This window comes from Alistipes sp. CAG:29 (assembly GCF_000435435.1).
GTDB lineage: Bacteria > Bacteroidota > Bacteroidia > Bacteroidales > Rikenellaceae > Alistipes > Alistipes onderdonkii.
Map to the genome: position 1 here is coordinate 46,584 of NZ_FR893475.1, position 26,175 is coordinate 72,758.

Consider the following 26,175-nt stretch of genomic DNA (forward strand, 5'->3'; position numbering starts at 1 on the left):
TTGCCCGCCGATCGGCCATGTGCAGAAGGGCGGCGACTACCGCGAGAGTTTCCAGTCGCCCTACGTGGCACCGGAACACCTCGCTGAGGCGCAGCGCATGGCGGCCGCCGTCACCGAAGCCCTGACCGGTGCCGGGCTGTGGGGCGTGGAATTCTTCCTGAGCCACGAAAACGGGGTTTATTTCTCCGAACTTTCGCCGCGCCCGCACGACACGGGCATGGTGACGCTGGCCGGGACGCAGAATCTCAATGAGTTCGAACTGCACCTGCGCGCCGTGCTGGGGCTGCCGATTCCCGCGGTGACTTTCGAACGCCTGGGCGCCACGGCCGTGGTGCTCTCGCCCCTGGCAAGCCCCGTGGCGCCGCGCTACGAGGGGATCGACCGGGCGCTGGCCTCCGATCCCCGTACCGACGTGCGGATCTTCGGCAAACCTTCGGCGCGCGTCAACCGCCGTATGGGCATCGTCGTGGGCTATGCGCCGCTGGGCGACGACCTCGATGCCCTGCGCGGCCGGGTGAAGGCCGCGGCCGCCGAAATCAAAGTCCTCGAACCTTAAAAACCTGTTTCGATATGGCACAATACGCACTTATTTCGACCGAGAAAGGCGACATGAAGGCCGAGCTCTATACGGAGGAGACCCCCGGTACGGTGGCGAACTTCGTCGAGCTGGCCAACCACAATTTCTACGACGGGCTGACCTTCCACCGGGTGATTCCGGGCTTCGTCATCCAGGGCGGCTGCCCGCGGGGCGACGGCACGGGCGGCCCCGGGTACAAGATCAAATGCGAGACCTCGGCGCCGCGCCAGTATCACGACCGGGGCGTGCTCTCGATGGCCCATGCCGGAAAGGACACGGGCGGCTCGCAATTTTTTATCTGCTGCGCCCGCGAGTCGACGCAGCACCTCGACGGCCGCCACACCTGCTTCGGCCGGGTGGTCGAGGGGCTGGACGTCATCGACGACATCCGTCCCGGCGATCTGATCCTCTCGATCCGCATCGTGGAGGAGTAGGCATACCGCCCGCGTGTACATGAACAAAGCCCTCCCTGTGCGGAGGGCTTTGTCCTTGCCCCCCCCCTATATTTTTTTCACCATTTCGAACTGCCGCCCCGTCACGGCGATGTTCGCCGCCTCCAGGAACGCCGTTAACGATTCGCAGCCGGCCTCGGTGTTTATGGCCTTGACCGAATCCGCCTTGTTGAGCCGGAGCGCTTCCCGCAGCAGCGAGGTGGCGATCCCCCGCCGCCTGTACCGCTTGTCGACAGCGATTAGGGCAATGTCGCCCGAGGCGGGTTCGAAGATGCAGTATCCCACTTGTGTCCCCTCTGCGCGGGCGCTCAGCCCGGCGAAGTCCCCCGCAGCCCGCCTTATGGCCTCGGGGCTGTTCTGCCAGGAGGGCATGAAATCCCAGAACTGCGGGTCGGGGGCGAACCGTCCCACATCGACGGGCGTTACCGTACAGGCAATGTCCGGGATTTTCGCGCCGAGGTGCACGTGCGCGCCCTGTTGTATGGAATAATTGAATTCACGCGCCGTTTCGAACCCGAGCTTCCGGTAGACCGATACCGCCTTTGTGTTGTGTTGCAGGACTTCCAGCAGGTATTGCCGGATTCCGGCCTCCCGCAAGTAGGGGATGGAGTGTTCGAAGACCTTTGCAGCGAGCCCCTGCCCGCGATAGGCTTCGAGGGTTCCCGTGCCGGTGTCGTAGGCCGTCGGCAGGCCGTTGAAATTCCCTCTCCCATTCAGGGTGAACGCGGCGATCCGCTCCCCGTCGAACGCGGCGAACGACAGGCGGGGATCGAAACCGCGCCTGCGCAGCATGCGCCGGAGCTGTGTTTCGTCCAGTTGGACTTCGTAATCGGCGAATGCCTGGCCGAATGCCTCGAACAGCGTGCCGAAACATGTATTTTCCAGTGATTTTATCTCCATATGTGTCTGTTTCGGATTTCGGGGGACAGGGCTCCGTCCCCTCTTTTCAAGAGTCGTCGGTTGCAGCTTCTTCCCGCTGCGGGATCGCGCTTTACGCCGGGCACCGCCCCCTCTTCGCCGGAAAGCGAACTGAAAAAAACTCCCCTCGGGAACCGATGTCCGCGAGGGGAGCGCCTTATTCCGTATTGCCCGGGAGTTATTTCCCGAACTTGGCGATGATATTGTCCGTAGCTTTTTTCAGCAATTCCTCAGGGCAGCAGAGGGTGATGCGGATGTAACGGTTGCCCTCCGAGCCGAAGATGCCGCCCGGGGTCAGGAACACGTCGCATTTGTCCATCACCTCGTCCGAGAATGCAAAGCTGTCGCCCTCGTACGATTCGGGCAGCTCGGCCCATACGAACAGCCCGGCCTGGTGCTCGCGGTATTTGCATCCCAGCGCGTCGAGCAGCGCATAGGCCTGCTTCTCGCGGCCGTAATAGATGTCGTTCAGCTCCTTGAACCACTCTTCGCCCAGTGCCAGCGCCGTGTCGGCCGCCGCCTGGATCGGGTAGAACATGCCCGAGTCCATGTTCGACTTGAACGTCAGGATCGAGTCGATCCACTCCTTCTTGCCCACGACGACGCCCACGCGCCAGCCGGCCATCGAGTGGCCTTTCGACAGCGAGTTCATCTCCAGTGCGACGTCGCGTGCGCCCTCGGCCTCCATGATCGAGATCGGGGCGGCGGCATTGCGGATGAAACTGTACGGGTTGTCGTGCACGATCAGGATGTTGTGCCGGGCGCCGAAATCCACGATTTTCTGGAACAGCTCCATCGTCGGGGTCTGGCCCGTCGGCATGTTGGGGTAGTTGACCAGCATCATCTTCACGCCGTCCAACCCGGCCTTCTCGATCGCCTCGAAGTCGGGGTAGAAGCCGGTCTGTTTGTTCAGCGCATAGGGAACCATCTCGCCGCCCGAGAGGCGCACGGCAGCCGAGTAGGTGGGGTAGCCGGGATTGGGCACGAGCACCTTGTCGCCCTTATTGAGGAACGTCATGCATATGTGCATGATGCCCTCCTTTGAGCCGATCAGGGGCAGTACTTCGTTGTTGTAGTCCAGTTCCGTGCGGTACCATTTCTTATACCAGTCCGCAAAAGCCTTGCGCAGGATGGGTTCTCCCTTGTAAGACATGTATTTGTGTACGTCGGGGCGCTGTGCCTCCTTTGCGAGGCGGTCGATGACCGACTGGTGCGGGGGCAGGTCGGGGCTGCCCATAGCGAGTTTCACGATCTGACGGCCCGTTGCCGCTTCGATTTCGGCGATCTCGCGCAGACGGCGCGAAAAATAGTACTCTCCGATGCCGTCCAACCGATGGGAACGGGCGATGTTGACTGCTTTTGCCATAGTATAAGGGTGTTTGGATTTTTGCCAGCAGCAAAGATAGGTATTCCGATTAAAATTTAAAAGCCATCGTTGAATTTTATCTGCCATCCGACTCTCTCCGCCGCTTCATTTCTCGCCCCAAACTGCTTTTGAGCGACATGCGGGACGGGTAACAGTTCGTAACATTTTTTACGAACCGTCCCGCTTACAGCGAGAAGAGGATGAATATCTGCGCCGTCAGCACGCGCAGGAACATCACTACGGGATAGACCGTCGAATAACCCACGGCCGGCATGTCGTTGCCTGCCGTCGCATTGGCGTAGGCCAGCGCCGGGGGATCGGTCGTCGATCCGGCGATAAGTCCCATCAGCGTGTAGTAGTTCATTTTGAGCCACAGCCGCGCCACCAGCGCGACGATTATCAGCGGCAGGACGGTGATGGCGACGCCGTATCCGATCCAGCGGTAACCGCCGTCGACGATGGCGTCGATGAATCCGTCGCCCGCGCCGATGCCCACCGCCGCGAGGAACAGCGCGATGCCGATTTCGCGCAGCATCAGGTTGGCGCTCATCGTAGTGTAGGTGACCAGGTGGAAATGCGTGCCGAAGCGTCCGATCAGGATGGCCACGATCAGCGGGCCTCCTGCCAGTCCGAGCTTCACGGGCTGGGGTACGTTGAGCAGCGGAATTGACCCCAGCAGCACACCTAAAGCGATACCTACGAAGATCGTCACCAAATTAGGCTGGTTCAGCTTCTTGAGCGAGTTGCCCAATACGTCGGCCACCTGCGCCACGGCTTTCGCGGGCCCTACGACCATCACACGGTCGCCGACCTGCAGTTCCAAGCCCTGATAGGGGATCAGATCGACGCCCGCGCGGTTTACGCGCGTGATGGTGATGCCGTATTTCGTGCGCAGGCGCAGGTCGGAGAATTTCTTGCCGTTGAGCGACGATTTCGTAATCAGGATGCGGCGCGACACCAGCTCGGCATTGGGCGTATTGTTGCCCCACTGCTCGTCGGTCATCTCCACGCGGCGGCCGAAGAAGGCCACGATCGCCTCGATGTCCTCGGCCTGCGAGATCAGCCACAGCCGGTCGCCGATATGTATCACGCTCTCCGCATCGGCCATCGAGATCGTTCCGTCGGGACGCAGGATGCGCGATATGACGAACTGACGGTTGATCAGGTCGCGGACATAGGCCACCGTGCGGCCGTCGAGCGTCTTGTTGGTGAATTCGACCGAAACCTTGTCGGCGAGCTTGTGTTCACGGCTCAGCGCCGCCAGCCCCTCGTCCTCCTTTTCGAACTTCACGCGCAGGGCGTAGCGGATGAAGATCATCGTGAATATGATGCCCACGACGCCGAGCGGATAAGCCACGGCGTATCCCAGCGCGATCGTGGGGTCTTCGATTCCCAACGCATCGGTGTAAGCCTGCTGCGCGGCACCCAGTCCGGGGGTGTTGGTCACTGCGCCCGAAAGGATGCCGACCATCGTCGGAATCGGCGTGCCCGTCGCCAGATGAACTACATAGGCCGTCGCCACGCCCAGCAGTACGATCGCTACGGCACACATGACCAGCGTCATGCCGCCGTGCTTGAACGATGCGAAAAATCCCGGTCCGACTTGCAGACCGATCGAGAAGACGAACAGAATCAGCCCGAATTCCTGCACGAAGTGCCTGACCTCGCCGTCCACCGTCATTCCGAAATGACTCAGGACGATACCTACGAACAGAATCCATGTGATTCCGAGCGAGATGCCGCCGATTTTGACTTTTCCGAGCAAAATGCCGATGGTGATGACCAATGCGAAGGTCAGCACGGCATGGGCGATGCCGCTGCCGAAGAACAAGGTGTGTAACCACTCCATATTAACCTACTTTTGTGCGAATTGCCAGCAATTGTGCAAAAGTAGTATTTATTATAGAATTTAAAAAACTTTGATGCGACTTTTATAAGCCCGATATATGCCCGTCCGCCTGCCGCAGGGCTTACTGCTAATACAGATACCGCTCCATCAGCGGCATCAGCAGCGCCGTAGCCAATCCCATCAGGGCCATCGCCAGTCCGCTCAGGGCTCCTTCGACGGCTCCCATCTCGATGGCGCGCGCCGTACCGATGCCGTGCGCCGCGGCTCCCAGCGCAAACCCCCTTGCTTCGGCATCCCGCACGCCACAGCGGCGCAGGATCCACTCGCCGAAGATACTGCCGAAGATCCCCACGCAGAACACCACGACCGACGTGACGGGGACGATGCCGCCCAGCGGCCCCGAAACCGACACGGCGATGGGCACGGTGACCGACTTGGGGGCTATCGAGTTGAGTATCTCGCGTCCGGCGCCGAACGCCATGGCGATATATACGACGCTCAGCACGCCCGCCACGCAACCCGCAAGGGTGGCGATGCCGACCGGGAGCAGGCTTCCGCGCAGTTGTTCGACCTGTTCGTAGAGCAGGTAGCCGAGTGCGACGACCGACATGCCCAGGGCAAAGTCGAGGATGCCCGTGGCTTCCTGGTAGCGGGCATAGCCGATGTCCGCCGCACGGAGGAATACGATGACGGCGACGAACGTGAGCAGCACGGGATGCAGCAGCGGCATCCGGATGCGGCGGTAGACCGCCGTCCCGAGGCAGTAAAGCCCCACGGTGAGCGTCAGCTGGAAGAGGTCGGTGAGGAGGAACGCCTTGTCAGAGGGGGGTGGGGAGGAACGCCTTGTCAATCATTGTCCGGGGTGTTTGCGGCGGTTTCACGAAGGTGCCGGATGCGGCGCAGGCGCGAGCGGCGGTTCAGGCTCTGGAACGTCTGCCCCGTCACCAGCAGCACGATGATCGTCGAGGCGATGCCCGAGATTACGATCGCCCACAGGTTGTCGAGGATCACGCGGTAGGAGTCCATCAGCCCTACGCCGTAGGGGACGAAGAAGAGTGCCATGGCCCCCAGCAGGAACCGGGCTGCGGGACGTACCGTTTCGGCTTTGACCCAATGCAGGCACAAGGCTGCGAAGAGCAGGATCATGCCGATGATGTTACCTGAAACATAACCTCCGGTAAGGATGCTCAATGCATTGCCGATCAGCCAGAAAAGAAGGATGTAAAAAAGTCCGGGCATTGTGTGTGCGCTTGATTCCGGGGCAAAGATAGCATTTCCGGCCGGAAGTTGTTGCGCCCGCCTGTGATTTTATGTGCGGAGTGTCTTTTTCAGCGGGCACTGCGTACTGGCGCACGACGCGCATCCGCCGCGCCGCCTGCCCCTGAAGAAGCACCACATCCGCCGCACTACGACGGCTGCGACCGCGATGCCGATACCCCAGACCGCAAAGTCCTGCCACCCCATGTCAGAGCCACATGAAAAGGCGGTAGACCGCCCATGCTACGACCCACGCCAGCACCGTGTTGTAGGCCACGGCGGCCGCGGCCCATTTCCACCCGGCCTCGGCGCCGATGGCGGCGATGGTCGCAATGCAGGGGAAGTAGAGGAGGATGAATACCAGGAAAGCCAGTGCCGATGCCTGCGTGAAGTCGCCGCTTGCCAGCAGCTTGCGGGAGAGGTTCACGGTTTCCTCGTCTTCGCCGGGCAGCTCTGCGACCTTGCCCGCCTGCGTGCCCGTGCTGACCTGTGCGCCAGCGTTTTCCGCAATGCGGATCGCCGTCTGTCCGTCCGCCCCGCCGATAATGGCGATGCTGCCTTCCGGCAGGTTTCCGATCTCGATCTTTTCGCCCGATCCCGTGACGATCTCCGTCGTGCCGGCGCCGGGGGCGGTTGCCGCCTCCCCGCCGTCGGAATAGAGCACGCCGAGCGTGCTGACGACGATCTCCTTGGCCGGGACACCCGACAGCAGTGCCACGCCCGCCTTCCAGTTCAGCCCCAGCGGACTGAAAATCGGCGCACAGCTTTGCCCCAGACGCCCGAGGTAGGAGTTCTCGTAGTGGACCGCCGTGCCGCCCTCTTCGCTGCGGGGGTAATAGCTCAGGAACCATACGACCATCGAAGCGATCAGGATCATGCCTCCCATCTTGCGCAGGTATTGCGCGCATTTGTCCCACATGTGGGTGAGCGTCGTCTTCCATGTCGGCAGGCGGTAGGGCGGCAGTTCCATGACGAAGGGCGTTTCGTCCACCGGGAACATGAAGCGCCGCATCAGGCGTGCCGTGACGACGGCCAGCACGACTCCCAGCACATAGAGCCCGATCATCACCATGCTGGCGTCGGCGGCGAAGAACGTCCCGGCGAGCAGGAGGTAGATAGGTATTCGTGCACTGCATGACATGAAGGGGGTTATGAGTATGGTTATCAGCCTGCTGCTTCGGCTCTCGATCGTCCGGCAGGCCATGATGGCCGGGACGTTGCAGCCGAAGCCCATGATCAGCGGGATGAACGATTTGCCGTGCAGGCCGATGCGGTGCATCACGCGATCCATGATGAACGCGGCGCGCGCCAGGTAGCCCGAGTCCTCCATGAACGAGATGAACAGGTAGAGGATCATGATGTTGGGCAGGAAGACGATGACCGCCCCCACGCCGCCGATGATGCCGTCGACCAAGAGGTCGCGCAGCGGCCCCGCGGGCAGCAGCGCGTCCACGCCGCTGCCGATCCATCCCACGAGCGTGTCGATCCACTCCTGCGGGTAGGCGCCGAGGCTGAATGTGCACCAGAACATCAGCCACATCAGGAAAAAGAAGATCGGGAAGCCCCACAGCTTGTGCGTCACGAAGGTGTCGATCAGCTTCGTGGCCGAGGCCTCTTCGCGTTTCCCCGGGGTGTAGGTCTCCTTGAGCGCCCCCTGAATGAACCCGTATTTCTGGTTGGCGAAAGCCGTCTCGACATCCTCGCCCAGGGCTTCGGCGATGCGTTTGGCCTCGCGGTCGCGGATCTCCGCCCACTCGGGGTAGCGGCTGCTGCCGCGCAGCTGTTCCTCGACCTGCCTGTCGCCTTCGAGCATCTTCATGGCGTAGTAGCGCGGCGGGAAGGCCTTGGGCAGTTCGCCGCGGTAGTCGCTCATATCGTCCTTGAGCCGCCGGAGCCCCTCTTCGATGACGGGGCCCATGTTTATGTGGATGTGGCGTACGCGCTCGTCCTGGTTCTCGTACACGGCGATCACGGTGTCCAACAGCGCTTCGATGCCTTTGCCGTTGCGTGCCTCGACGGGTACCATCGGTACGCCGAGCATCCGTCCCAGGTTGTCGTAATCGAGCTCCGAACCGCGTGAGTCGAGCTCGTCGTACATATTGAGAGCCACCACCATGCGCGGGTTTATATCGATCAGCTCGGTCGTCAGGTAAAGGTTGCGTTCGAGGTTCGACGCCACGACCGAGTTGATGATGACGTCGGGCGTCTTTTCGGCGATATGGCTGCGGACGTAACGCTCCTCGGGGGTATAGGCCGAAAGGGCGTAGGTGCCCGGCAGGTCGGTCACCTCGAAGCGGTAGCCGCGGTAGTAGCGGTGCCCGCTCTTGGCGCCGACGGTCACGCCGCTGTAATTGCCCACGTGTTCATGGCCGCCCGATATGGCGTTGAAAAGCGAGGTCTTGCCGCTGTTGGGGTTGCCCACGAGCGCCACGCCGATCGTGCGGCTGTGGCGCGAGATGACCTCGTCGGCCGTGGCGCAGTCGTCGTCCGCGCCCGGCGTCCCGGCGGCGGGGTATTCGGGGGCTTGTTCCGGCGTTCCGCAGCCGCATTGCCCGTGGCGGTGCCCGGGATGATGGCGGTGGTGGTGATGTCCTCCGGCAAGGTATTCGTTCACTTCGCTGTCGGAGAGTACGACGACCATGTCGGCCTCGGTACGGCGCAGCGAGATGTCGTAGCCCATGATTTTATATTCGATCGGGTCTTTCAGGGGTGCGTTGAGCAGTACTTCGACCCGCTGCCCGCGAACGAATCCCATCTCCATGATGCGCCGGCGGAAGCCTCCGTGGCCCGTCACCTTGAGGATCGTGGCCGACTCGCCGGTTTTAAGTTCGGATAAACGCATTGTCGCTCTTTAGTTTTGGCGCCAAAGATACGACTTTGCGGCCGGATATGCAATCCCCATTTGTGGGTATATTCGGGCGGCCTTACCACCCGCCGCCCAGTGCCTTGCAGAGGTTCACGTAGTTGATGTACTGCTGTGCCGCGATGTTCACCAGCTCCATCTGCGACTGGTAGAGGCTCCGCTCGGCGTCAATCACGTCGAGGTAGTCCGACAGCCCGCTGCGGTAGAGCGCCTGCGTCATGGTGGCAATGCGGTCGTTCGAAACGACCAGTTCGCAGGAACGCTCTGTCTGGGTGCGGTAGGTGGCGATGGCGACCAGCGCCTTCTCGACATCTGCGAATGCCGTCAGTACGGTTTGCTCGTAAGTCTTTGCCGCCTGCGTATAACGCTCCATGGCCGCCATCTCCGAGCGGCGCAGCTTGCCGAAGGCGAACAGGGGTTGCGTGAGCGAGCCCAGCGCATCCCACGCCCAAGGGTTTGCCGCAGTTAAACCTTTGATCGAGTTGGAGGCTATTCCTCCTTTGGCTGTCAGTGCGATGGACGGGAATCTTGCCCCGCGTGCGACCCCGGCATTCGCGGCCGCCTGGAGCATATTGTAACGCGCCTCCATGATGTCCGGGCGCCGCTTGAGCAGTTCCGACGGAAGCCCTACGGGGATGTCGGCGGGATGGCGGTCTGCGAGCAGGCGCAGCCCCGAGCCCGTGCTGTCCGCCGCCTGCGGCGTTTCGCCCAACAGGATGTCGAGCGACAGCCGCGTCTGCTTCACGGCGCGCTCGTATTGCGGGATGTCCGCCTCGGCCGTATAGACCAGGCTGCGTGCCTGCTCCAGCGCCACGCCGTCCGACATGCCGTAGCGGAACATCGAGTCGATCAGTGCGGCCGATTCGCGCCGCAGGGTGCAGCTGCGCCGGGCGATCGCCAGGTCGCGTTCGTATTCGAGCAGCGTGAAGTAGGTCGTGGCGACCTCCGCGGCCAGCGACAGCCGCACGCCCCGCAGCGCCCATTCCGAGGAGGCGATCTGCGCCCTGGCCGCCCGTTTGGCGTTACGCAGCTGCCCGAACAGGGCGATCTCCCACGAGAGCGACGGTTCGACGGCATAGGTCTGTACGATCTTGGTCTGCGGCGTGTATTCCCCCTCGGCCGTGACGCCGATGCCCACCTGGGGCAGGTACTGCGCCCGCACGACGCCGAGGTTTTGCCGCGCCTCTTCCACGCGCGAAGCCGCTACGGCCACGTCGCGGTTGTTCTCCAGCGCCCGCTGCACGAGGTTGTCGAGCACCGTGTCCCCGAACAGCCGCCACCAGTCGGAGGCGAGCGCCGCGGTGTCCCGCGGGAAGCCTTCGCCGTAGAGGTAGCCGTCGGGCACGTCGACCTTGGGCGGGTAGAAACGGGGTGTGCAGGCCGCGCAGGCGAGTGCGAAGATTAGGGTAAGGTATCCGGTTTTCATAGTTTTTCCTCCTGTTTTTTGCGTTCGCGGCGGCGTTCGAAATTCCCGATGCGCCCCACGAAATAGTAGAGTGCCGGGTAGACGAAGATGCCCAGCAGCGTGGCGAACAGCATACCGCCCACCAGTGCCACGCCCATGATGTTGCGTGCCGTGGCGTAGACCCCGCTGGCGAATACCAGCGGCATGACGCCGAGGATGAACGCGAAGGCGGTCATGATGATCGGCCGCACGCGCAGTTTGGCGGCGCCGATCGCGGCGTCCATCAGCGACAGGCCTTTTTCGTTGAACAGCCGGTCGGCATATTCCACAACCAGGATGGCATTCTTGGCCGCCAGGCCGATGAGCATGACCAGCGAAATCTGCATGTAGACGTCGTTGACGAAGAAGGCGTCCAGCAGGTGCGATCCCCCGATGAAGAGCACGGCGCCCAGCACCGCGACGGGGACGCTCATCAGGATCGCCAGCGGCAGTCCCCACGACTCGTAGAGCGCCGCGAGGGCCAGGAAGACGAACACCAGCGCCAGCAGGTAGACCAGCCCGCCCGTCTTCGAGGCATTGGCTTCCTGGTAGGAGGTGCCGCTCCACGCCGTGCCGATGTCGTCGGGCAGCACCTCGCCGGCCGTACGGGTGATCTCCTGCATGACGGTCGTGGTCGAGGCGCGCGCCGCGGGCGTCACCGTGAGGGAGATCGAGCGGTAGAGGTTGAACTGCGAGACGTATTCCACGCCCACCGTGTCGACCACCTCCACGAACGACGATACGGGCACGCTCTCGCCCGAGGACGAGGCGACGTAGTAATTGTCGAGCGAGCGTTTGTCGATCCGGTATTCGGGGGCCGCCTGAATATAGGTCTGGTAGAGTTTGCCGAAACGCGAGAAGTTGTTGATGTAGGCGCCTCCCAGCAGGGTCGTCAGGTCGCCGTACAGCACGCCCAGGTCGACGCCTGCGGCGAGCGCCTGCTCCTTGTCGATGCGCAGGCGACGCTGGGGCACCCCGGCGTTGAACTGCGTGGTCACCGAGGCGATCGAGGGCTGTTTGCGCAACGAATCCATCAGCCGTCCGGCCTGGGCGAGCAGGTAGGCCGTGCCGCGCCCTTCGAGATCCTGCACCTCGACCGATACGCCCGAGGTGATGCCCAGCCCGGGGATCGAGGGCGGGATGAAGGCATAGCACTCGGCTCCCGGCACGGCGACGTACAGCTCGTCGGTGAGTTTCTGTGCGATTTCCATGGCCGAGAGTTTGCGGTCGGCGAAGTCGACCAGCGAGACGAAGATGATGCCGCTGTCGGTCGAGGCGATGCCCGCCATCATGTTGAAACCTGCGGCAAACGAGGTCGAGGCCACTTCGGGCAGGGTGCGGATCACGGCGTCGGCCTCCTCCATGGCGGCCTGCGTGACGGGCAGCGCCGAGGCTTCGGGCGTGGAGACCATCACCATGACGTAGCCCTGGTCTTCCTCGGGGAGGAACCCGGCGGGCAGCTTGCGCCATACGACGAAGATGACCGCGAGTACTACGGCGATGAATACGCCCGTGCGCGTCACGTGGCGGATGAGCGTCGGCGTAAAGGCCGTATAGCGATCCATGTTGCGGGAGAACCAGCGGTTGAAGGCGGCGAAAAAGCCTTTCTGCGGTGGTTCGCGGCGGCGCAGCAGCAGGGCGCAAAGCGCCGGGGAAAGCGTCAGGGCGTTGAATGCCGAGATCACCACCGAGACGGCGATCGTGATGGAGAACTGCTGGAACAGCCGCCCCGTGATGCCGCCCGTGAACGACACGGGGACGAATACGGCCAGCAGCACGACCGTCGTGGCGACGATGGGCGAGGCGACGTTCTTCATGGCTTCGAGCGCCGCGGCGCGGGGCCGCATGCCGGCGGCGATATTGACCTGCGCGGCCTCGACGACCACGATGGCGTCGTCGACCACCAGGCCGATGGCCAGCACCAGCCCCAGCAGCGAGATGATGTTGACCGAGAAGCCCAGCAGCGGGAAGAGCGCGAAGGCCCCGATGAGCGAGACGGGGATCGCCACGAGCGGGATGACGGTCGCCCGCCAGTCCTGGATGAAGAGGTAGATGATGAAGATCACCAGGATGAGGGCGATCACCAGCGTGTGGAATATGTCCCGGATACCGGCGTCGATGCTGGTCGTGGTGTCGACGATCGTGGTGGCCGCAATGCCGTCGGGCATGCGTTTTTCGAGCCGTGCCATCGCCGCCCTGACCTTCTTGCCCACCTCCACGGCGTTGCTGCCGGGCTGCTGGTAGACGACGATCATGGCCGTGGGCTTGCCCTCGAAGAGCGAGCTCACGCCGTAGCTCTGGCTGCCGAGCGAAACCTCTGCCACATCGCACAGCCGGATCTGCTGGCCTTCCGAAGTCGTGACGACCACGATGTCGCCGAACTGCGCGGGGGTGGTGATCTGCGGCGGCATGGTCACCGTATAAGTATAGGTGGTGCCGTCGGGCGCGGGTTCGGCCCCGAACTGCCCGGCGGGGTAGATGCCTCCCTGGTTCTCGATGGCCGCGGTGACGGCCGAAACCGGGATGCCGTAGTATTTCAGCACGTCGGGCTTGAGCCATACGCGCATGGCGTACTCGCCGGCGCCCATGATCGACACTTTGCCTACGCCGTCGATCTTGAGCAGCTCGTTCTGGAGGTTGATGTAAGCGTAGTTGGAGAGGAACTCGGCGTCGTAGCGTCCGTCGCTGTGCAGCGAGAAGACCAGCAGGAAGCCGGTCATGGTCTTGCGCGTGGTGACGCCCTGCTTGGTGACCGTCGCCGGGAGCTGTGCGGTGGCCGAAGAGACGTTGTTCTGCGTGAAGATGGCGTCCAGGTCGGGGTCGGAGCCTATGTCGAAGGTCACCTGCATGACCATCGAACCGTCGTTGGCGCTGGTGGTCTGCAGGTAGAGCATGTCGCTCACGCCCATGACGCTCTGCGCCACGGGCGTCGCCACGGCGTTGTTGACCGTCTCGGCATCGGCGCCGTCGTACGTGGCCGAGACCTCGACCACGGGCGGCGTGATGTCGGGGTATTGTTCGATCGGCAGGTTCAGGATCGAAATCAGCCCCACGATGACGATGACGATGGCCAGCGACAGGGCGAAGATCGGGCGCGAAACGAAAAATTTCTCCATGGCGTCACTTTTTTTCGGGGATGACCTTCATGCCGTTGTGCAGTTTCTGCTGCCCGGCCGTTACCACCAGTTCCCCGTCGATGAGCCCTTCGTCGATGCACCACATCGACCCGTACGTGTCGCCCGGGATCACCCGGCGGTACATGGCCGTGCTGTCGGGGCGTACCACCCAGACCGAATTGACGCCCTGCGCCTGGCTCACGCACGCCTGCGGCACGACCACGCGCGGCCGTACGGGGCCGACGCTGGCCTCCACACGGGCGAACTGCCCGGGTTTGAGCGAACGGTCGGGGTTGGGGAACATCACTACCAGCACGAGCGTCCCGGTCGTGCTCGACACGTCCTTGCGCGTATAGTCGTAAAGCCCCTCATAGGGGTATTCCGTGCCGTCGGCCAGCATCAGGCGAATGTCGGTGAGCAGTCCCGCGTTGTCGAAGATCGAGGTGCGCGGCCCCGCCGAGCGCAGGTATTGCGCCATCGGGATCGCCACGTCGACGGTCAGCGTGTCGATGTTCGAAATGGTCGTCAGCACCCCGAACTGCGTGCCCGGGCCCACGTAGTCGCCCACGTGTGCCGAGGTGTTGGAGATGATACCGTCGATGGGCGAGCGAAGCTCCGTATAGCCGACGTTCATGCGGGCGCTGCTGAGGGTCTGCTCGGCCGAGCGGACGGTGGCTTCGGCGGCTTTGTACTGGGCCGTATACTGATCCAACTGCGACTGGCTGATGGCGTTGATCCTGGCCAGCGGCACGGCGCGGTCGTAGTTGTTGCGGGCTTCGATCGCCTGCGCCCGGGCCGATTGCAGGGCGGCCTCGGCTGCGAGCATCGAGGTCGAAAGCTGGTCGGGGTCGATTGTGAACAACAGCTGCCCGCGCTTCACGGGCATACCGTTGGCAAACTGCTTCGTAAGCAGGTAGCCGTTCACGCGCGGCTGGATCACCGCATCGAAATTGCTCGCCAGGTAACCGATGAACTCCATGCGGTTGGGAACGCTGTCCGTGACGGCTTCGGCCACGCCGACCCTGAGCGGGGGCATGGCGGTTTCGGGCTTGTGCCTGCTGCACCCCGCGAGGAGTACGGCGAGCAGCCCCGTGATAAGGAAAAGTCTGTTCATACCGGGATGTTTTACACCCTTGCAGGGGCAAAAAACGTACCGTGAACAGGGTGACAGCTAGTTAAAAAGGGGATTATATGCTAAAAAAAGCTGATTTTTTTAACTGCAAATGATGATGTTTAGATAATTTTTATATCTTTGCGTTGATAACAAACCCAAATTAATATAAAAGTTATGAAAGAATTAGTAGCAAAGATCAATGCCGAGTACGAGGTATTCGCAGCAAATGCAGCAGCACAGGTGGAGAAAGGCAACAAGGCCGCCGGTACCCGTGCCCGCAAGTCCGCACTGGAGATTTCTAAGCTGATGAAGGAATTCCGCAAGATTTCCGTAGAGGCTGCGAAATAATCGCTGACTACGTAGACGCAACAAAGGCTGTCCTTTTGGGCAGCCTTTGTTGTTTTCGTGCCGTATGCGGATCGTTCCCGCGGCAAGCCGTACGGTCGCGGCGCAGGTCAGGGCTCGATGCCGAATTTGCGGAACACCTCCATATCCTCTGCGGAGAGGCCCGTCTTGCGGAACGGTACGGCCTCGTTGTGGTCGTTCAGGTAACGGCGCGGCCGGGTGCGGTCGTAGCCCGCGTTGACCAGCGACACGCCCGTGTCGATGTAATTTCCCCGGATCGAAGCCATGTCGGCCATGGTATGGAACAGCGCATGGGTCGTGGCGGGCACCGTGGCGTTTGCCTCGGCGGCAGCGGCCTTGTCGGGGAAATTCTGCCGGTAAGCGTCGGAGAACCACGCCAGCGAAGCGACGTAGAGCTGGTAGGCCGTCGTCGTGGGCGAAGCGTGCAGGAACCGTTCGCGCCTGTCATCGAGGATGTCCTCGCCGTGGTCGGCGCAGTAGAGCAGCGCCGACGAAGTCCCGCGCAGCCCGCGCAGGTACTGGATCGTCTCCGAGAGGAAGAAATCCGTGTAGAGGATCGAATTGTCGTAGGCGTTGCGGAGCGTCTGCACGTGTTCCCGTGAGATCGCCACGTCGTCGTCGGGGCGGAACTGCGCAAACTCGCGCGGGTAACGCTGGTGGTAACTGAAGTGCGAGCCGTAGCAGTGGAGTATGAAGAGCATCTTCTGCGCCTTGTTGCCTTCCACGGCGCGGCGCACCTCGTCCAGCAGCTGCATGTCGTGGCGCGGCGAGCGGATATAGATCAGGTGGTCGGCGTCGCGGGCGAGTTTGTCGATCATGGCGCCCTGCGGCGACTGGTTGGAGATGAACCAGGTCTCGAAACCGGCCTCGTTGAACAGCGCCGGGAGCCCCTTGCGGCGGTAGAGTTCGGGATGTTCGTCGGTCGCAACGGACGAGAGGATCAGCGGCACGCTCTTGTGCGTGGTGTTGCTCTGCGTGAGCATGTCGCGGAAAACGATCAGGTCATCGACCTGCGAAAGGCGGGGATTCGTCTCGCGGTCGTAACCGTACAGCTGCCAGTTCATCGCACGCGAGGCTTCGCCGATGACGTAGACGTATATCTCGCGCCCCGGTGCCTGGGCCGTGCGCGACGCACCGTAGGTGAAATCCTCCGAGGTCTCCTCGAAATTGTAGGCCTTGCGGAATTCCGTGGCACTCAGGTGTACGTTGTAGAGCACGTTGAGCGGGAAGATCTCGTCCCGCAGCACGTGCCGGTCTTCGCTCACGCGGTAGGCCGGCCACAGCGCCAGCATGCCCAGCGCCATGAGCACCGCCCCGGTCAGTCCGACGTTCATGCGCGTGGTGCGCGATATCTGCCGTTTGTGCCCGATTTCGCGCGCGGCGAACCACAGCAGCGGCAGGTACATCACGCAGACCAGGATCACGGAGGGGTAGATGTTGCTCAGCAGCTCGCCCGCTTCGCCCGGGTTGGTCGTCACCAGGTTGGTGAACATGTCCGTGGCGATGATCGAGTTGCCGAAGAGGTACAGCAGCACGATCTGGAACGCGCACAGGAAAATGAACGGGAACGCCAGCCAGATCATTATGCCCGAACGGCGCAGCGCCACGCTCCACATCATGTAAAATCCCAACGGCATCAGTATCAGCGCCTCGACCGTCCAGACGGAGTAGGGTTCGGTATTGGCCAGCACGCAGTTGGGGATAATCAGCGCGACAAAGAAATAGACGGTCAGCAGCGTGGTGAAACGGCTGCGGGTTTTGACCGTCCGTTGCCGGTTATGTTTGTTCGGATCAGCATTCATATCTTTACTAACCTAAAAAGCTTCGTTCAGGCTCAGCAGGCATCCGCTGGTTTTCTTGCCGAAGCCGTAATCGAGCCGCACATTGACCCGTTTTTTCAGCTCCCATCGCAGGCCGACGCCATAGTTGGGAAGCGTTTCCGACCAGTCGAACCGGTCGAGACTGTTGAATACGTTGCCGGCACCGCCCCATACCGTGCAGCCGATACGCCGCCAGATGCGCTGGCGCAACTCTACCTGGAAGGTAATCATGTCGTTGTCCGTATAGCGCCCCTGGTAGTAACCGCGCATGCGCTGCGAACCGCCCATGCGGGCCAGCATCGGCCACGGGGTGCCTTCGGAGTTGAACTCCGCGTAGAGGTCGGTGGCGATCAGTCCACCTTTCCACACCTGCCGGTACCAGTCGGCCGTGAAGGTCGTGCGCCACAGCGACTTGCCGCAGTTGCCAAGCCCCTTGGCGTAGAAAGTCTCCTCCAGGCTGACATAGATGCCCCGGTACGGGTTGGGGATGAAGTCGCGCGAGTCGTACTCGAGGATGGCTCCGATGCCGGTGGCAGTGTAGTGCGTTTTCTGCCCGTACTCCTGCAGGTAGCCCTCGCTGCGGGCGTCAAATTTCTTGCCCTGCGTGTGCTCGAAGCTCAGGATGCCGCCCACATAGGTGCTGGGCAGCACGCGGTGCAGGTAACGCCCTTTTACCAGGTAGCGTTTCTCGTTGTACGACCCCTCTTCGTTATACCGTCCGTCGTGGTAGCCGATGCCCCACATGTCGCGGGGCGCCGAGGCGAACATTACCGTGTAGTCGATGCGCTTGCTGTTGCGGGCGAAGATGTTGTTGCCCGTGACCCCCAGCGCATAGAATCCCGAAATCGAGACATTGGCGAAGATCGAGATGTCCGAGGGTGCCGTCACCGAGTCCGTGCGGTCGATGCGGTAGAGGCCCGCGGCCAGCAGCCCGATGCCGAGGCTCGTATTCTTCGAGTAGCTCGGCCCCCCCGCGAAAGTGAAGTCGATCTTCTTTTCGAACGTGCGGTCGGTGGTCGAACCTTCGAAGTATTTTACGACGCGGCGCAGGAACGGCGGGCGCTTTTCGGCCTGCGGTTCCTCTTCCTGCCCCGGAAGCGGGGTGTACGTATAGTGCAGCGTATCGCTGCCGTTGATGTATACCTCCTGCTCCTGTGCCCGTCCGTGCAGAACGAAACCCAGGACGAAGCATACAACGGCTATCCTGCGCAGCATCCGGCTATTTGTACTTCTCGATTGTTTCGTAGAAATCGGCCTTGTCCTGCTCCGAGAGCACGCCCTTGCGCAGGAATACCAGCTCGCCTTCCTTCGATACGATCATCAGCACGAACTGGTTGTTGCAGTCGCCCAGCTCCCATGCCGTGCTCAGGATGCGATCCTGGTCGGCCAGTACCAGCGCGCCGTTCTTGGCCGTGCGCTTCTTGGCCATGTTGCGGGCCATGCCGTTGGGAACCATCGGTGCGTCCCTGAGGTTCATCACCCCGAAGCCGTAGATGTTGTCCCCCTGTGCGCGGTGGTTCTCCTCCAGCTCGACCGTGAAGTCGTTGTTCTGCTTGTGGCGGTCGGGGTCTACATAGAATATCATCAGGTTCTTCTCGCCCCAGTACGGCAACTTGGCAGGTTTGCCGTCGAGGTCGAGCACTTCGACATTGTTCACTTTGCGCGGCAGTTCCTGTGCTGCAGCTGCGGATGCCGTGAGCGAGAGGGCCGCCAGCATCGCGATTACTTTCATCTTCATTATATTCTGTTTTTTGGTTTTAAATGAAAACAAATCGGGACAAAGTTACAATATTTCCGCCAACATACCGACCGGCAGGCGATCTAATATTGTTCTCTTCGTTCAATTTTTTCGTTTCGCAGGGAAAAGGGCCGTGTCGAACGCATAGAGCCCCCCGCCGGACATGGCCAGGAACACATAGACCCCCAGCCAGGTGAATGCCGGCGTCCCGAAGCCCGGGGCGCCCCAGAGCAGCACCCCGAGGATTCCCGCCGCCATGACAATGGCCGATGCCCGTACCCACAGACCCATGATTATCAGGGTAGCGAGCACCACTTCGACCAGCGAAACAATGACGAATACGGCCGGGCTGCCGGCGAATGCGAAAGAGGGATACGAGTTGACGATCTCGTTGTAATCCTGTATTTTGCCTATGTTGTGGAAGAACATCATGCCTCCCGCGAACAGGCGCATGTACAACACGGCCCAATCCATGTGCCTGCATTGTGCGATCCGTTCATCGATTCTTTTTTCCATGCCCCGTGCCGTGCAATTTGCATTCCAAACCCCGCACGGCGAATATTCGGCAACGCCGCACCGCCTCAATCGTCCTGCCGGGCGAAAGACCAGTGCGTATGTACGATCTCCCAACCGCCGGACGTTGCGGTCGTGTAAACTTCCGTGTAGTGCATCCTGAACACCTGCCCGTCCCTGAGAACCTCGTAATCGTATGCCAGGACGGCAGCGCCCGGCGACAACCGCACGACGGGATCGATCATCCGGTACGTGTCGATCCTGACTTTGCCCCTGACCGTGCCGTAGTACTCTCCGAGGGCTTTTTGCCGATGAGTTTGCGTCCGAGAGCCGGGTCGAAATAAACTACGTCGCCGGACGTGAGTTCGAGGAACCCGTCGGGGTCGCCCTGGTTCCACCGCTCCGGTGCCCGCCGTTCCAATGCGATGATTGCGGCTTCGGGAGCCCCGCCGCAAGGGGTGTGGTTCGTGTTTCGGTACATAAAATTGAATTTAGGATGTATGACGTGTCGGACTTGTTATACCGCGGGTTGTCGGCACAGGCTCCGCCTTTTGGACGGGCAGCGGCACGGCACGACCCGATAAATTTGGCACTCCTCGCGTCTTGTACTATCTTTGCGGCCATGGAAACAAAGATACTTTTCGTTTGTTTGGGGAATATTTGCCGCTCCCCGGCTGCCGACGGAATCATGCGGCACATCGTCCGCGAACGCGGGCTCGGGGCGGAGGTTGCGGTCGACTCGGCCGGGACATATGCCGGGCACACGGGCGAATTGCCCGATGCCCGCATGCGGCGGGCTGCGTCGCGCCGCGGTTACGAACTGACGCACCGTGCCCGGCAGATCCGCGAGGAGGACTTCGGGAAATTCGACATGATCGTGGTGATGGACGACCGCAACTACGAGCACGTGCACCGACTGGCGCCGTCGCGTGCGGATGCCGCCAGGATCTTCCGTATGCGGGAGTTTTTCAGCCGTCACCCCGGCTGGGATCATGTTCCCGATCCCTATTACGAAGGGGCCGAGGGCTTCGAGCTGGTGCTCGACATGCTGGAAGACGGCTGTGAGGGAATCCTCGCGCACCTCGGGAAATAGGCTGCCGGAATACCGGGCGGACGGGTGCAGGTGTCATTTGTCGGAAAACCCTGCCGGCACCGCGGCTCGGAATGCGAAACACCGGCCCGGAAATACCTGGCCGGAGCGTTCATGTTCCGGGAATCCCTTAGAAATCGAGCCCGAAGCTGATGCTGTACGTGTTGTGCAGCAGTGTCTCCTTGCGTGCGATCAGGTAGGCGAAATCGAGGCGCAGGTGCAGGAACCGCACGCCGGCGCCGACCGACCCGTAGGTGGGGTAGTAATTCCGCCGTTCGCCATAGTGGTAGCCTGCCCGCAGCTGGATGAGCTGCATGAGGTTGTATTCGGCGCCTACGGACATCTGGAACCCGCGCACCCGTGCCGGGGAGAAATAGTAGCCCCAGTCCGCCCCGACGGTTATTTCGTGGGCATCGGAGAGGAACGTATCCAGCGCCACGCCTGCCGTGAGATCCATCGGCAGCGTATAGTCCGTTTTCCCGAGGTATCCGCCCAGGTTGCCCAGCTTGCCCCCGACGCGCAGCGTGGAGTAGCTGCCGACGTTCTCCAGCGGCATCGACCATGCCGCGCTCAGGTCGACGGCCAGTGCGTCGGCCGTGTCGTCGGGGCGTTTGAGGTGCATGTAGCGCCCCACGATGCCGACGGCCCACCTGTCGCCCAGGCGGCGCGAATAGCCCAGGTCGACGGCCATGTCGTTGTTGCCCCGTTCGCGCAGGTATTGCCGCCAGCCGATCTGTGCCAGGTTGACGTTGTCGAACCGGCAGAACCCGGTCACGGCATAATAATCGAATTCGCCCTGCCCGTAGTAGGACGAGGAGACCTGCGAGGGCATCTGCGAAAAGATGGCCGTCGCCGAGTTATTATAGATGGCGTGTGAACCCGACAGGGTCGTCATGGCTACGCCGCCCATGCCGAGCGCCTTGGCGTCGGGTGTCGGGAGCGTAGCCTCTTGCGCCGTCGCATACAGCGCGGCGGCGAGGAGTGCCAGGGTGGTTGTCAGACGTTTCATACGGCAAATATAGCAAAAAAGATGCAACTTGTATTCCGGGGCGTCGGCTGCGCCCGTTCCGCGGGCATGAGAGCCGCTTCAGGAGCGCTGCGACCGGCTCGAAGAAGTGCGAAAAGGCTTCTGCCGACGGAGCGTAAGCGTGCGGAACTCCCGGTAGGGTACGCATATAAGAAAAGTGCCCGCCGGATTTGTCCGGACGGGCACTTTTTCTTTTCGGCCGGTGTCTCGCGGCGCGGTTTTTCGTATTTCTATGGTCTGTACCGTCTTTTAGCAGTTCATCGCGCCGCAGCAGTGGATCACCTGCCCGCTGACATACGACGAGAGATCCGACGCGAGGAACAGCGCGACCTTGGCCACATCCTCGGGCGTACCGCCGCGGCGGAGCGGGATCTGCTTGTACCAGCCTTCCTTCACCTCGTCGGGCAGCTTGTCGGTCATCTCGGTCATGATGAAGCCCGGGGCGATGGCGTTGGCGCGGATGCCGCGCGGGCCCATCTCCTTGGCGATCGACTTGGCCAGGCCGATCATGCCGGCCTTCGAGGCCGAATAGTTACACTGGCCCGCGTTGCCGCTGACACCCACCACCGACGACATGTTGATGATCGAACCGCTCTTCTGGCGGGCCATAATGGGCGTCACGGCATGGATGAAGTTGAACGCCGACTTGAGGTTTACGGTCAGCACGGCGTCCCACTGCGCCTCGGACATGCGCATCATCAGGCCGTCCTTGGTGATGCCGGCGTTGTTCACCAGGATGTCTATGCGGCCGAAGTCCTTCACGATCCGGTCGATGACCTCATGCGTCTCTTCGAAATTCGCCGCATTCGAGGCATAGCCTTTGGCCTTGACGCCCAGCGCTGCGATCTCGGCCTCGGTGGCCTTGCCGTTCTCGTCGATCGCCAGGTCGGTGAACGCCACATCGGCGCCTTCCTTGGCGAATTCAAGTGCGATGGCCTTGCCGATGCCGCGGGCTGCACCCGTTACGACAGCCACTTTTCCTTCGAGTAATTTCATAACTTTCAACGTATTAAGAGTTTCGGTAAAATATTCTGTTTTTCCTTTTTTCGTCCAAAAGACGAACAAAGTTAAGAAAAATATTTTGAAACGTCCCGCTGCCGCCGGATTTTCGCCAAATATTACTAACTTTACCGTCCGTAAACGGAATTTCGTAAAACCCTTAACGATATGAAAAGAGACACCCAGATTTTCGATCTGATCGCCGCCGAGCGCAGCCGTCAGATGCATGGCATCGAATTGATCGCCTCGGAGAATTTCGTCAGCGACCAGGTCATGGAAGCCATGGGCTCCGTGCTGACCAACAAATATGCCGAGGGCTATCCCGGGGCCCGCTATTACGGCGGCTGCGAGGTCGTGGACAAGGTCGAGACACTCGCCATCGAACGCATCTGCCGCCTCTACGGCGCCGAATACGCCAATGTGCAGCCCCACTCGGGCGCACAGGCCAACATGGCGGTATTCTTCGCCTGCATGCAGCCGGGCGATACCTTCATGGGGCTCGACCTGGCGCACGGAGGCCACCTTTCGCACGGTTCGCCGGTCAACATGTCGGGTAAGTATTTCAACGCCGTGGGTTACCAGCTCGACGAGGCTACGGGCGTCATCGACTACGACGCCATGGAGCGCAAGGCGCTGGAGTGCAAGCCCAAGGTGATCGTCGGAGGCGCCTCGGCCTATTCGCGCGAATGGGATTACAAACGTATGCGCGCCATCGCCGACAAGGTGGGGGCGTTGCTGCTCGTGGACATGGCGCACACGGCCGGCCTGATCGCCGCCGGGCTGCTGGACAACCCCGTGAAATACGCGCATATCGTCACCTCGACGACGCACAAGACCCTGCGCGGCCCGCGCGGCGGTATTATCCTGATGGGCAAGGATTTCGAGAACCCCTGGGGGCTCACCACGCCCAAGGGTGCCGTGAAGATGATGTCGCAAATCCTCAATTCGGCCGTATTCCCCGGCATCCAGGGCGGCCCGCTGGAACACGTCATCGCCGCCAAGGCCGTGGCGTTCGGCGAGGCGCTCGAGCCCTCGTACAAGGAGTATCAGGCGCAGGTGCAGAAGAACGCCCGGGCGATGGCCGAAGCGTTCGTTAAACGCGGTTACAAGATCGTTTCGGGCGGCACGGACAACCACCTGATGCTGGTCGACCTGCGCACGAAATTCCCCGAGCTGACGGGCAAGCTGGCCGAGAAGTGCCTCGTGGCGGCCGACATCACCACCAACAAGAACATGGTGCCCTTCGACAGCCGCTCGCCGTTCCAGACCTCGGGGCTGCGCTTCGGGACGCCGGCCATCACCACCCGCGGCCTGAAAGAGGACAAGATGGACTACATCGTCGGCCTGATCGACCGGGTGCTGCACGACCCCGAGAACGAAGCCAATATTGCCGCCGTACGCAAGGACGTGAACGCCCTGATGGCCGGCTATCCGCTTTTCGCGTGGTAAAATTCCGGTAGGATGAAAGAGGTCATCGACTTTTTCCGCCGCCTGCACGACAACAACGACCGTGCATGGTTCGACGCCCACCGCGCCGAATGGGCGCACGTGAAGGGACGCTTCGCGGCCTTCACGGAACGGTTGATCGAGGGCATCTCCGAGTTCGATCCTACGGTGCGCGGCCTCAGGGTGCAGGACTGCACCTACCGCATCGCCCGCGACACGCGGTTCAGTCCCGACAAGTCGCCCTATAAAACATATATAGGTGCGTATATCGCGCCCAAGGGCAAGAAGTCGGGGTTTGCAGGCTACTATTTCCACATCGAACCCTGCTGCGACAGCCTCGTATGGAGCAACCTGCTTTCGGCGGGGCTCTATTGCCCCGAGCCGGTCGTGCTGCGCAGCGTGCGCGAGGAGATCCTCGACAACGGTGCGGAAATCGCGGCGGCCATCCGCAAGGCCAAGGGGTTCGGCATCGTCGAAGAGAACAAGCTCAAGCGGGTGCCTACGGGATTCCCTGCCGACAGCGAGTATGCCGAGATGCTGAAGCTCAAGGATTTCTATATCGCCAAGAAGATCACCGAGGAGTTCCTGCTCTCGGACGACCTGCTGGAGCGAACCCTCGCGGAGTTCCGCCGCACGCAGCCGTTCATCGCGATCCTGAACCGTGCCGTGCAGTTCGCCCACGAAGAGATGATGTAACCTGCCCGTGCAATATTGCAGCCGCCTTCCCTGACCGGGGGAGGCGGTTTTTTGTCGGCGGCGTACGGCCCGGGGAGGGGCATGAAAGACAATTCCCCGGCATCCTGCTGAAATTCGCAAGGGATCCCGAAATCCCGCTTTCCGACGCGACGGCAATTTCCACCCCTCCTGCGGTCTTATCCCCGGTTCGGTGCCGTAGCCGGAAGCCTCGCCCGTGGGCAATAAAAGGCGAAATCCGCCGCCGCCCGAAAAAAACAGGGCGATTCTTTGCCTGCGGGATAGGTGATTCGCGGGCTTTCCTTGTATTATATACAAGAAGAAAAGCTATGCGACAACAAATACAGAAATTTGGCAGGGCTCTGAGCGGCATGGTCATGCCCAACATCGGTGCGTTCATCGCGTGGGGATTCGTCACGGCGCTCTTCATCCCCTCGGGATGGTGGCCCAACACCCAGATGGCACGCCTGGTCGACCCGATGCTGACCTACCTGCTGCCGTTGCTGATCGCCTATACGGCCGGGCGCAACGTCGCCGGCGAACGCGGCGGGGTAATCGGGGCCATTGCCGCCATGGGCGTCATCGTCGGCAGCGACATCCCGATGTTCATCGGAGCCATGGTCATGGGCCCGCTGGGCGGGTATACGATCCGGTGGTTCGACAAACTTACGCAGGGACGCATAAAGGCGGGTTTCGAGATGCTCGTGAGCAATTTCTCGATAGGCATCCTCGGTATGCTGCTGGCCATACTGGGCTATTGGGTCATCGGCGGTGCGGTGACGGGGCTGACGCTGCTGGTCAGCAACGGCGTAGAGGTCGTGATCCGCCACGGACTGCTGCCGCTCGTGTCGCTTCTGGTCGAGCCGTCCAAGGTGCTGTTCCTCAATAATGCCCTGAACCACGGCATCTTCTCGCCGATCGGCATCGAGCAGGCCCGCGAAACCGGGCAGTCGATCATGTTCCTGCTGGAAACGAATCCCGGCCCCGGGCTGGGCGTACTGCTGGCCTGCTGGTTTTTCGGCCGCGGCAATATGCGCCAGTCGGCGCCCGGCGCCGTAATCATCCAGTTCTTCGGCGGTATCCACGAAATCTATTTTCCCTATATCCTGGCGCGCCCGGCGCTGATCCTCGCCCCTGTTGCGGGCAGTGCCGCCGGGCTGCTGTTCTTTTCGCTTGCCGGGGCCGGACTGGTGGCACCGGCTTCGCCCGGCAGCATCATTTCGGTGCTGGCCATGGCTCCCAAAGGCCAGACCCTCGTCGTGCTGGCCGGGGTGCTGATCTCCACGGCGGTGTCGCTGCTCATGGCGGCGCCTTTCGTCCGGCGTGCCGCCGCTGCGGAGGATATGCCGACAGGCGGGGTTCCCGCCCCGCAGGCCGGGGCGCCCGACGTAAAGGCCGCGCTGCACTTCCCGGCACATATCCGCAAGGTGGTTTTCGCCTGCGATGCGGGCATGGGGTCGAGTGCGCTGGGTGCCACGCGGTTTCGAAAAAGGCTCTCCGATGCGGGCATCGGCACGGCGGGCGGCG

At 61.9% G+C, this 26,175-nt stretch carries 24 protein-coding genes; 7 read left to right on the forward strand and 17 right to left on the reverse strand.

Annotated features, from left to right (window positions below):
• Both QVP03_RS09110 and QVP03_RS09115 read left to right on the forward strand, forming a co-directional pair.
• On the forward strand, positions 1-556 hold a 556-nt coding region (locus QVP03_RS09110), incomplete at its 5' end, for an ATP-grasp domain-containing protein (protein ID WP_288210729.1).
• Positions 557-570: 14 nt separating this feature from the next.
• The gene (locus QVP03_RS09115; protein ID WP_022333167.1) at positions 571-1,011 is read left to right on the forward strand and encodes a peptidylprolyl isomerase; all 441 of its coding nucleotides are present in this window, start codon (positions 571-573) and stop codon (positions 1,009-1,011) included.
• Positions 1,012-1,077: 66 nt separating this feature from the next.
• Here QVP03_RS09115 and QVP03_RS09120 read toward each other — a convergent pair whose 3' ends face one another.
• From QVP03_RS09120 to QVP03_RS09160, 9 genes are all read right to left on the reverse strand, one after another.
• Positions 1,078-1,929, reverse strand: a complete 852-nt coding sequence (locus QVP03_RS09120) for a GNAT family N-acetyltransferase (protein WP_022333168.1) — start codon at positions 1,927-1,929, stop codon at positions 1,078-1,080.
• A gap of 196 nt (positions 1,930-2,125) precedes the next feature.
• Positions 2,126-3,313: a pyridoxal phosphate-dependent aminotransferase gene (locus QVP03_RS09125; protein ID WP_018696047.1), complete on the reverse strand. Its 1,188-nt coding sequence runs from the start codon at positions 3,311-3,313 to the stop codon at positions 2,126-2,128.
• Positions 3,314-3,497: 184 nt separating this feature from the next.
• The gene (locus QVP03_RS09130; protein WP_022333169.1) at positions 3,498-5,162 is read right to left on the reverse strand and encodes a putative transporter; all 1,665 of its coding nucleotides are present in this window, start codon (positions 5,160-5,162) and stop codon (positions 3,498-3,500) included.
• Positions 5,163-5,289: 127 nt separating this feature from the next.
• A complete protein-coding gene (locus QVP03_RS09135) occupies positions 5,290-6,012 on the reverse strand; it encodes an LrgB family protein (RefSeq protein ID WP_022333170.1) in 723 nt (240 codons plus the stop codon).
• Positions 6,009-6,401 carry a CidA/LrgA family protein gene (locus QVP03_RS09140; protein ID WP_022333171.1) on the reverse strand — a complete coding sequence of 131 codons (393 nt, stop codon included), beginning with the start codon at positions 6,399-6,401 and terminating at the stop codon, positions 6,009-6,011. The genes QVP03_RS09135 and QVP03_RS09140 overlap by 4 nt, the downstream gene beginning before the upstream one ends.
• 226 nt (positions 6,402-6,627) lie before the next feature.
• Positions 6,628-9,261, reverse strand: coding sequence for a ferrous iron transport protein B (gene feoB, locus QVP03_RS09145; protein ID WP_022333172.1), 2,634 nt, complete (start codon positions 9,259-9,261; stop codon positions 6,628-6,630).
• Between the two features lie 82 nt (positions 9,262-9,343).
• On the reverse strand, positions 9,344-10,708 hold the full coding sequence (locus QVP03_RS09150; protein ID WP_022333173.1) for an efflux transporter outer membrane subunit: 1,365 nt from the start codon (positions 10,706-10,708) through the stop codon (positions 9,344-9,346).
• The gene (locus QVP03_RS09155) at positions 10,705-13,842 is read right to left on the reverse strand and encodes an efflux RND transporter permease subunit (protein WP_022333174.1); all 3,138 of its coding nucleotides are present in this window, start codon (positions 13,840-13,842) and stop codon (positions 10,705-10,707) included. Before QVP03_RS09155 ends, QVP03_RS09150 begins: the two co-directional genes overlap by 4 nt.
• 4 nt (positions 13,843-13,846) lie before the next feature.
• The gene (locus tag QVP03_RS09160) at positions 13,847-14,956 is read right to left on the reverse strand and encodes an efflux RND transporter periplasmic adaptor subunit (RefSeq protein ID WP_022333175.1); all 1,110 of its coding nucleotides are present in this window, start codon (positions 14,954-14,956) and stop codon (positions 13,847-13,849) included.
• Between the two features lie 174 nt (positions 14,957-15,130).
• Between QVP03_RS09160 and QVP03_RS09165 the strand changes: the two genes are divergently transcribed.
• A complete protein-coding gene (locus QVP03_RS09165) occupies positions 15,131-15,304 on the forward strand; it encodes a histone H1-like protein Hc1 (protein ID WP_022333176.1) in 174 nt (57 codons plus the stop codon).
• Between the two features lie 107 nt (positions 15,305-15,411).
• Here the strand turns inward: QVP03_RS09165 and QVP03_RS09170 are convergent, their stop codons facing one another.
• From QVP03_RS09170 to QVP03_RS13780, 6 genes are all read right to left on the reverse strand, one after another.
• Positions 15,412-17,124, reverse strand: coding sequence for a lipid A phosphoethanolamine transferase (locus tag QVP03_RS09170; protein ID WP_022333177.1), 1,713 nt, complete (start codon positions 17,122-17,124; stop codon positions 15,412-15,414).
• 12 nt (positions 17,125-17,136) lie between these two features.
• The gene (locus QVP03_RS09175) at positions 17,137-18,357 is read right to left on the reverse strand and encodes a BamA/TamA family outer membrane protein (RefSeq protein WP_022333178.1); all 1,221 of its coding nucleotides are present in this window, start codon (positions 18,355-18,357) and stop codon (positions 17,137-17,139) included.
• A gap of 4 nt (positions 18,358-18,361) precedes the next feature.
• Positions 18,362-18,880 (reverse strand): hypothetical protein, encoded by a 519-nt coding sequence (locus QVP03_RS09180; protein ID WP_022333179.1) that lies wholly within the window; start codon positions 18,878-18,880, stop codon positions 18,362-18,364.
• A 102-nt stretch (positions 18,881-18,982) separates the two neighbouring features.
• On the reverse strand, positions 18,983-19,396 hold the full coding sequence (locus QVP03_RS09185) for a DoxX family protein (RefSeq protein ID WP_149873626.1): 414 nt from the start codon (positions 19,394-19,396) through the stop codon (positions 18,983-18,985).
• Positions 19,397-19,461: 65 nt separating this feature from the next.
• Positions 19,462-19,638, reverse strand: coding sequence for a hypothetical protein (locus QVP03_RS13775; protein WP_022333181.1), 177 nt, complete (start codon positions 19,636-19,638; stop codon positions 19,462-19,464).
• Complete coding sequence (locus QVP03_RS13780; protein WP_022333182.1) at positions 19,635-19,874, reverse strand: hypothetical protein; 240 nt, start codon at positions 19,872-19,874, stop codon at positions 19,635-19,637. Before QVP03_RS13780 ends, QVP03_RS13775 begins: the two co-directional genes overlap by 4 nt.
• Positions 19,875-20,015: 141 nt before the next feature.
• Here QVP03_RS13780 and QVP03_RS09195 point away from each other — a divergent pair, with 141 nt between their 5' ends.
• A complete protein-coding gene (locus QVP03_RS09195; RefSeq protein WP_055201853.1) occupies positions 20,016-20,486 on the forward strand; it encodes a low molecular weight protein-tyrosine-phosphatase in 471 nt (156 codons plus the stop codon).
• A gap of 127 nt (positions 20,487-20,613) precedes the next feature.
• Here QVP03_RS09195 and QVP03_RS09200 read toward each other — a convergent pair whose 3' ends face one another.
• Together QVP03_RS09200 and fabG are read right to left on the reverse strand one after the other, a co-directional pair.
• A complete protein-coding gene (locus tag QVP03_RS09200; RefSeq protein WP_022333184.1) occupies positions 20,614-21,492 on the reverse strand; it encodes a PorV/PorQ family protein in 879 nt (292 codons plus the stop codon).
• 267 nt (positions 21,493-21,759) lie between these two features.
• Positions 21,760-22,506, reverse strand: a complete 747-nt coding sequence (gene fabG / locus QVP03_RS09205; RefSeq protein ID WP_018696030.1) for a 3-oxoacyl-[acyl-carrier-protein] reductase — start codon at positions 22,504-22,506, stop codon at positions 21,760-21,762.
• Positions 22,507-22,677: 171 nt separating this feature from the next.
• Here fabG and glyA point away from each other — a divergent pair, with 171 nt between their 5' ends.
• From glyA to mtlA, 3 genes are all read left to right on the forward strand, one after another.
• Entirely contained in the window at positions 22,678-23,958 is a 1,281-nt protein-coding gene (glyA, locus tag QVP03_RS09210) for a serine hydroxymethyltransferase (protein ID WP_022333185.1), read from the forward strand.
• A gap of 12 nt (positions 23,959-23,970) precedes the next feature.
• Positions 23,971-24,651, forward strand: a complete 681-nt coding sequence (locus tag QVP03_RS09215) for a DUF2461 domain-containing protein (RefSeq protein WP_022333186.1) — start codon at positions 23,971-23,973, stop codon at positions 24,649-24,651.
• Positions 24,652-24,977: 326 nt separating this feature from the next.
• A partial coding sequence (mtlA, locus tag QVP03_RS09220) for a mannitol-specific PTS transporter subunit IIC (RefSeq protein WP_288210730.1) occupies positions 24,978-26,175 on the forward strand: 1,198 nt, incomplete at its 3' end.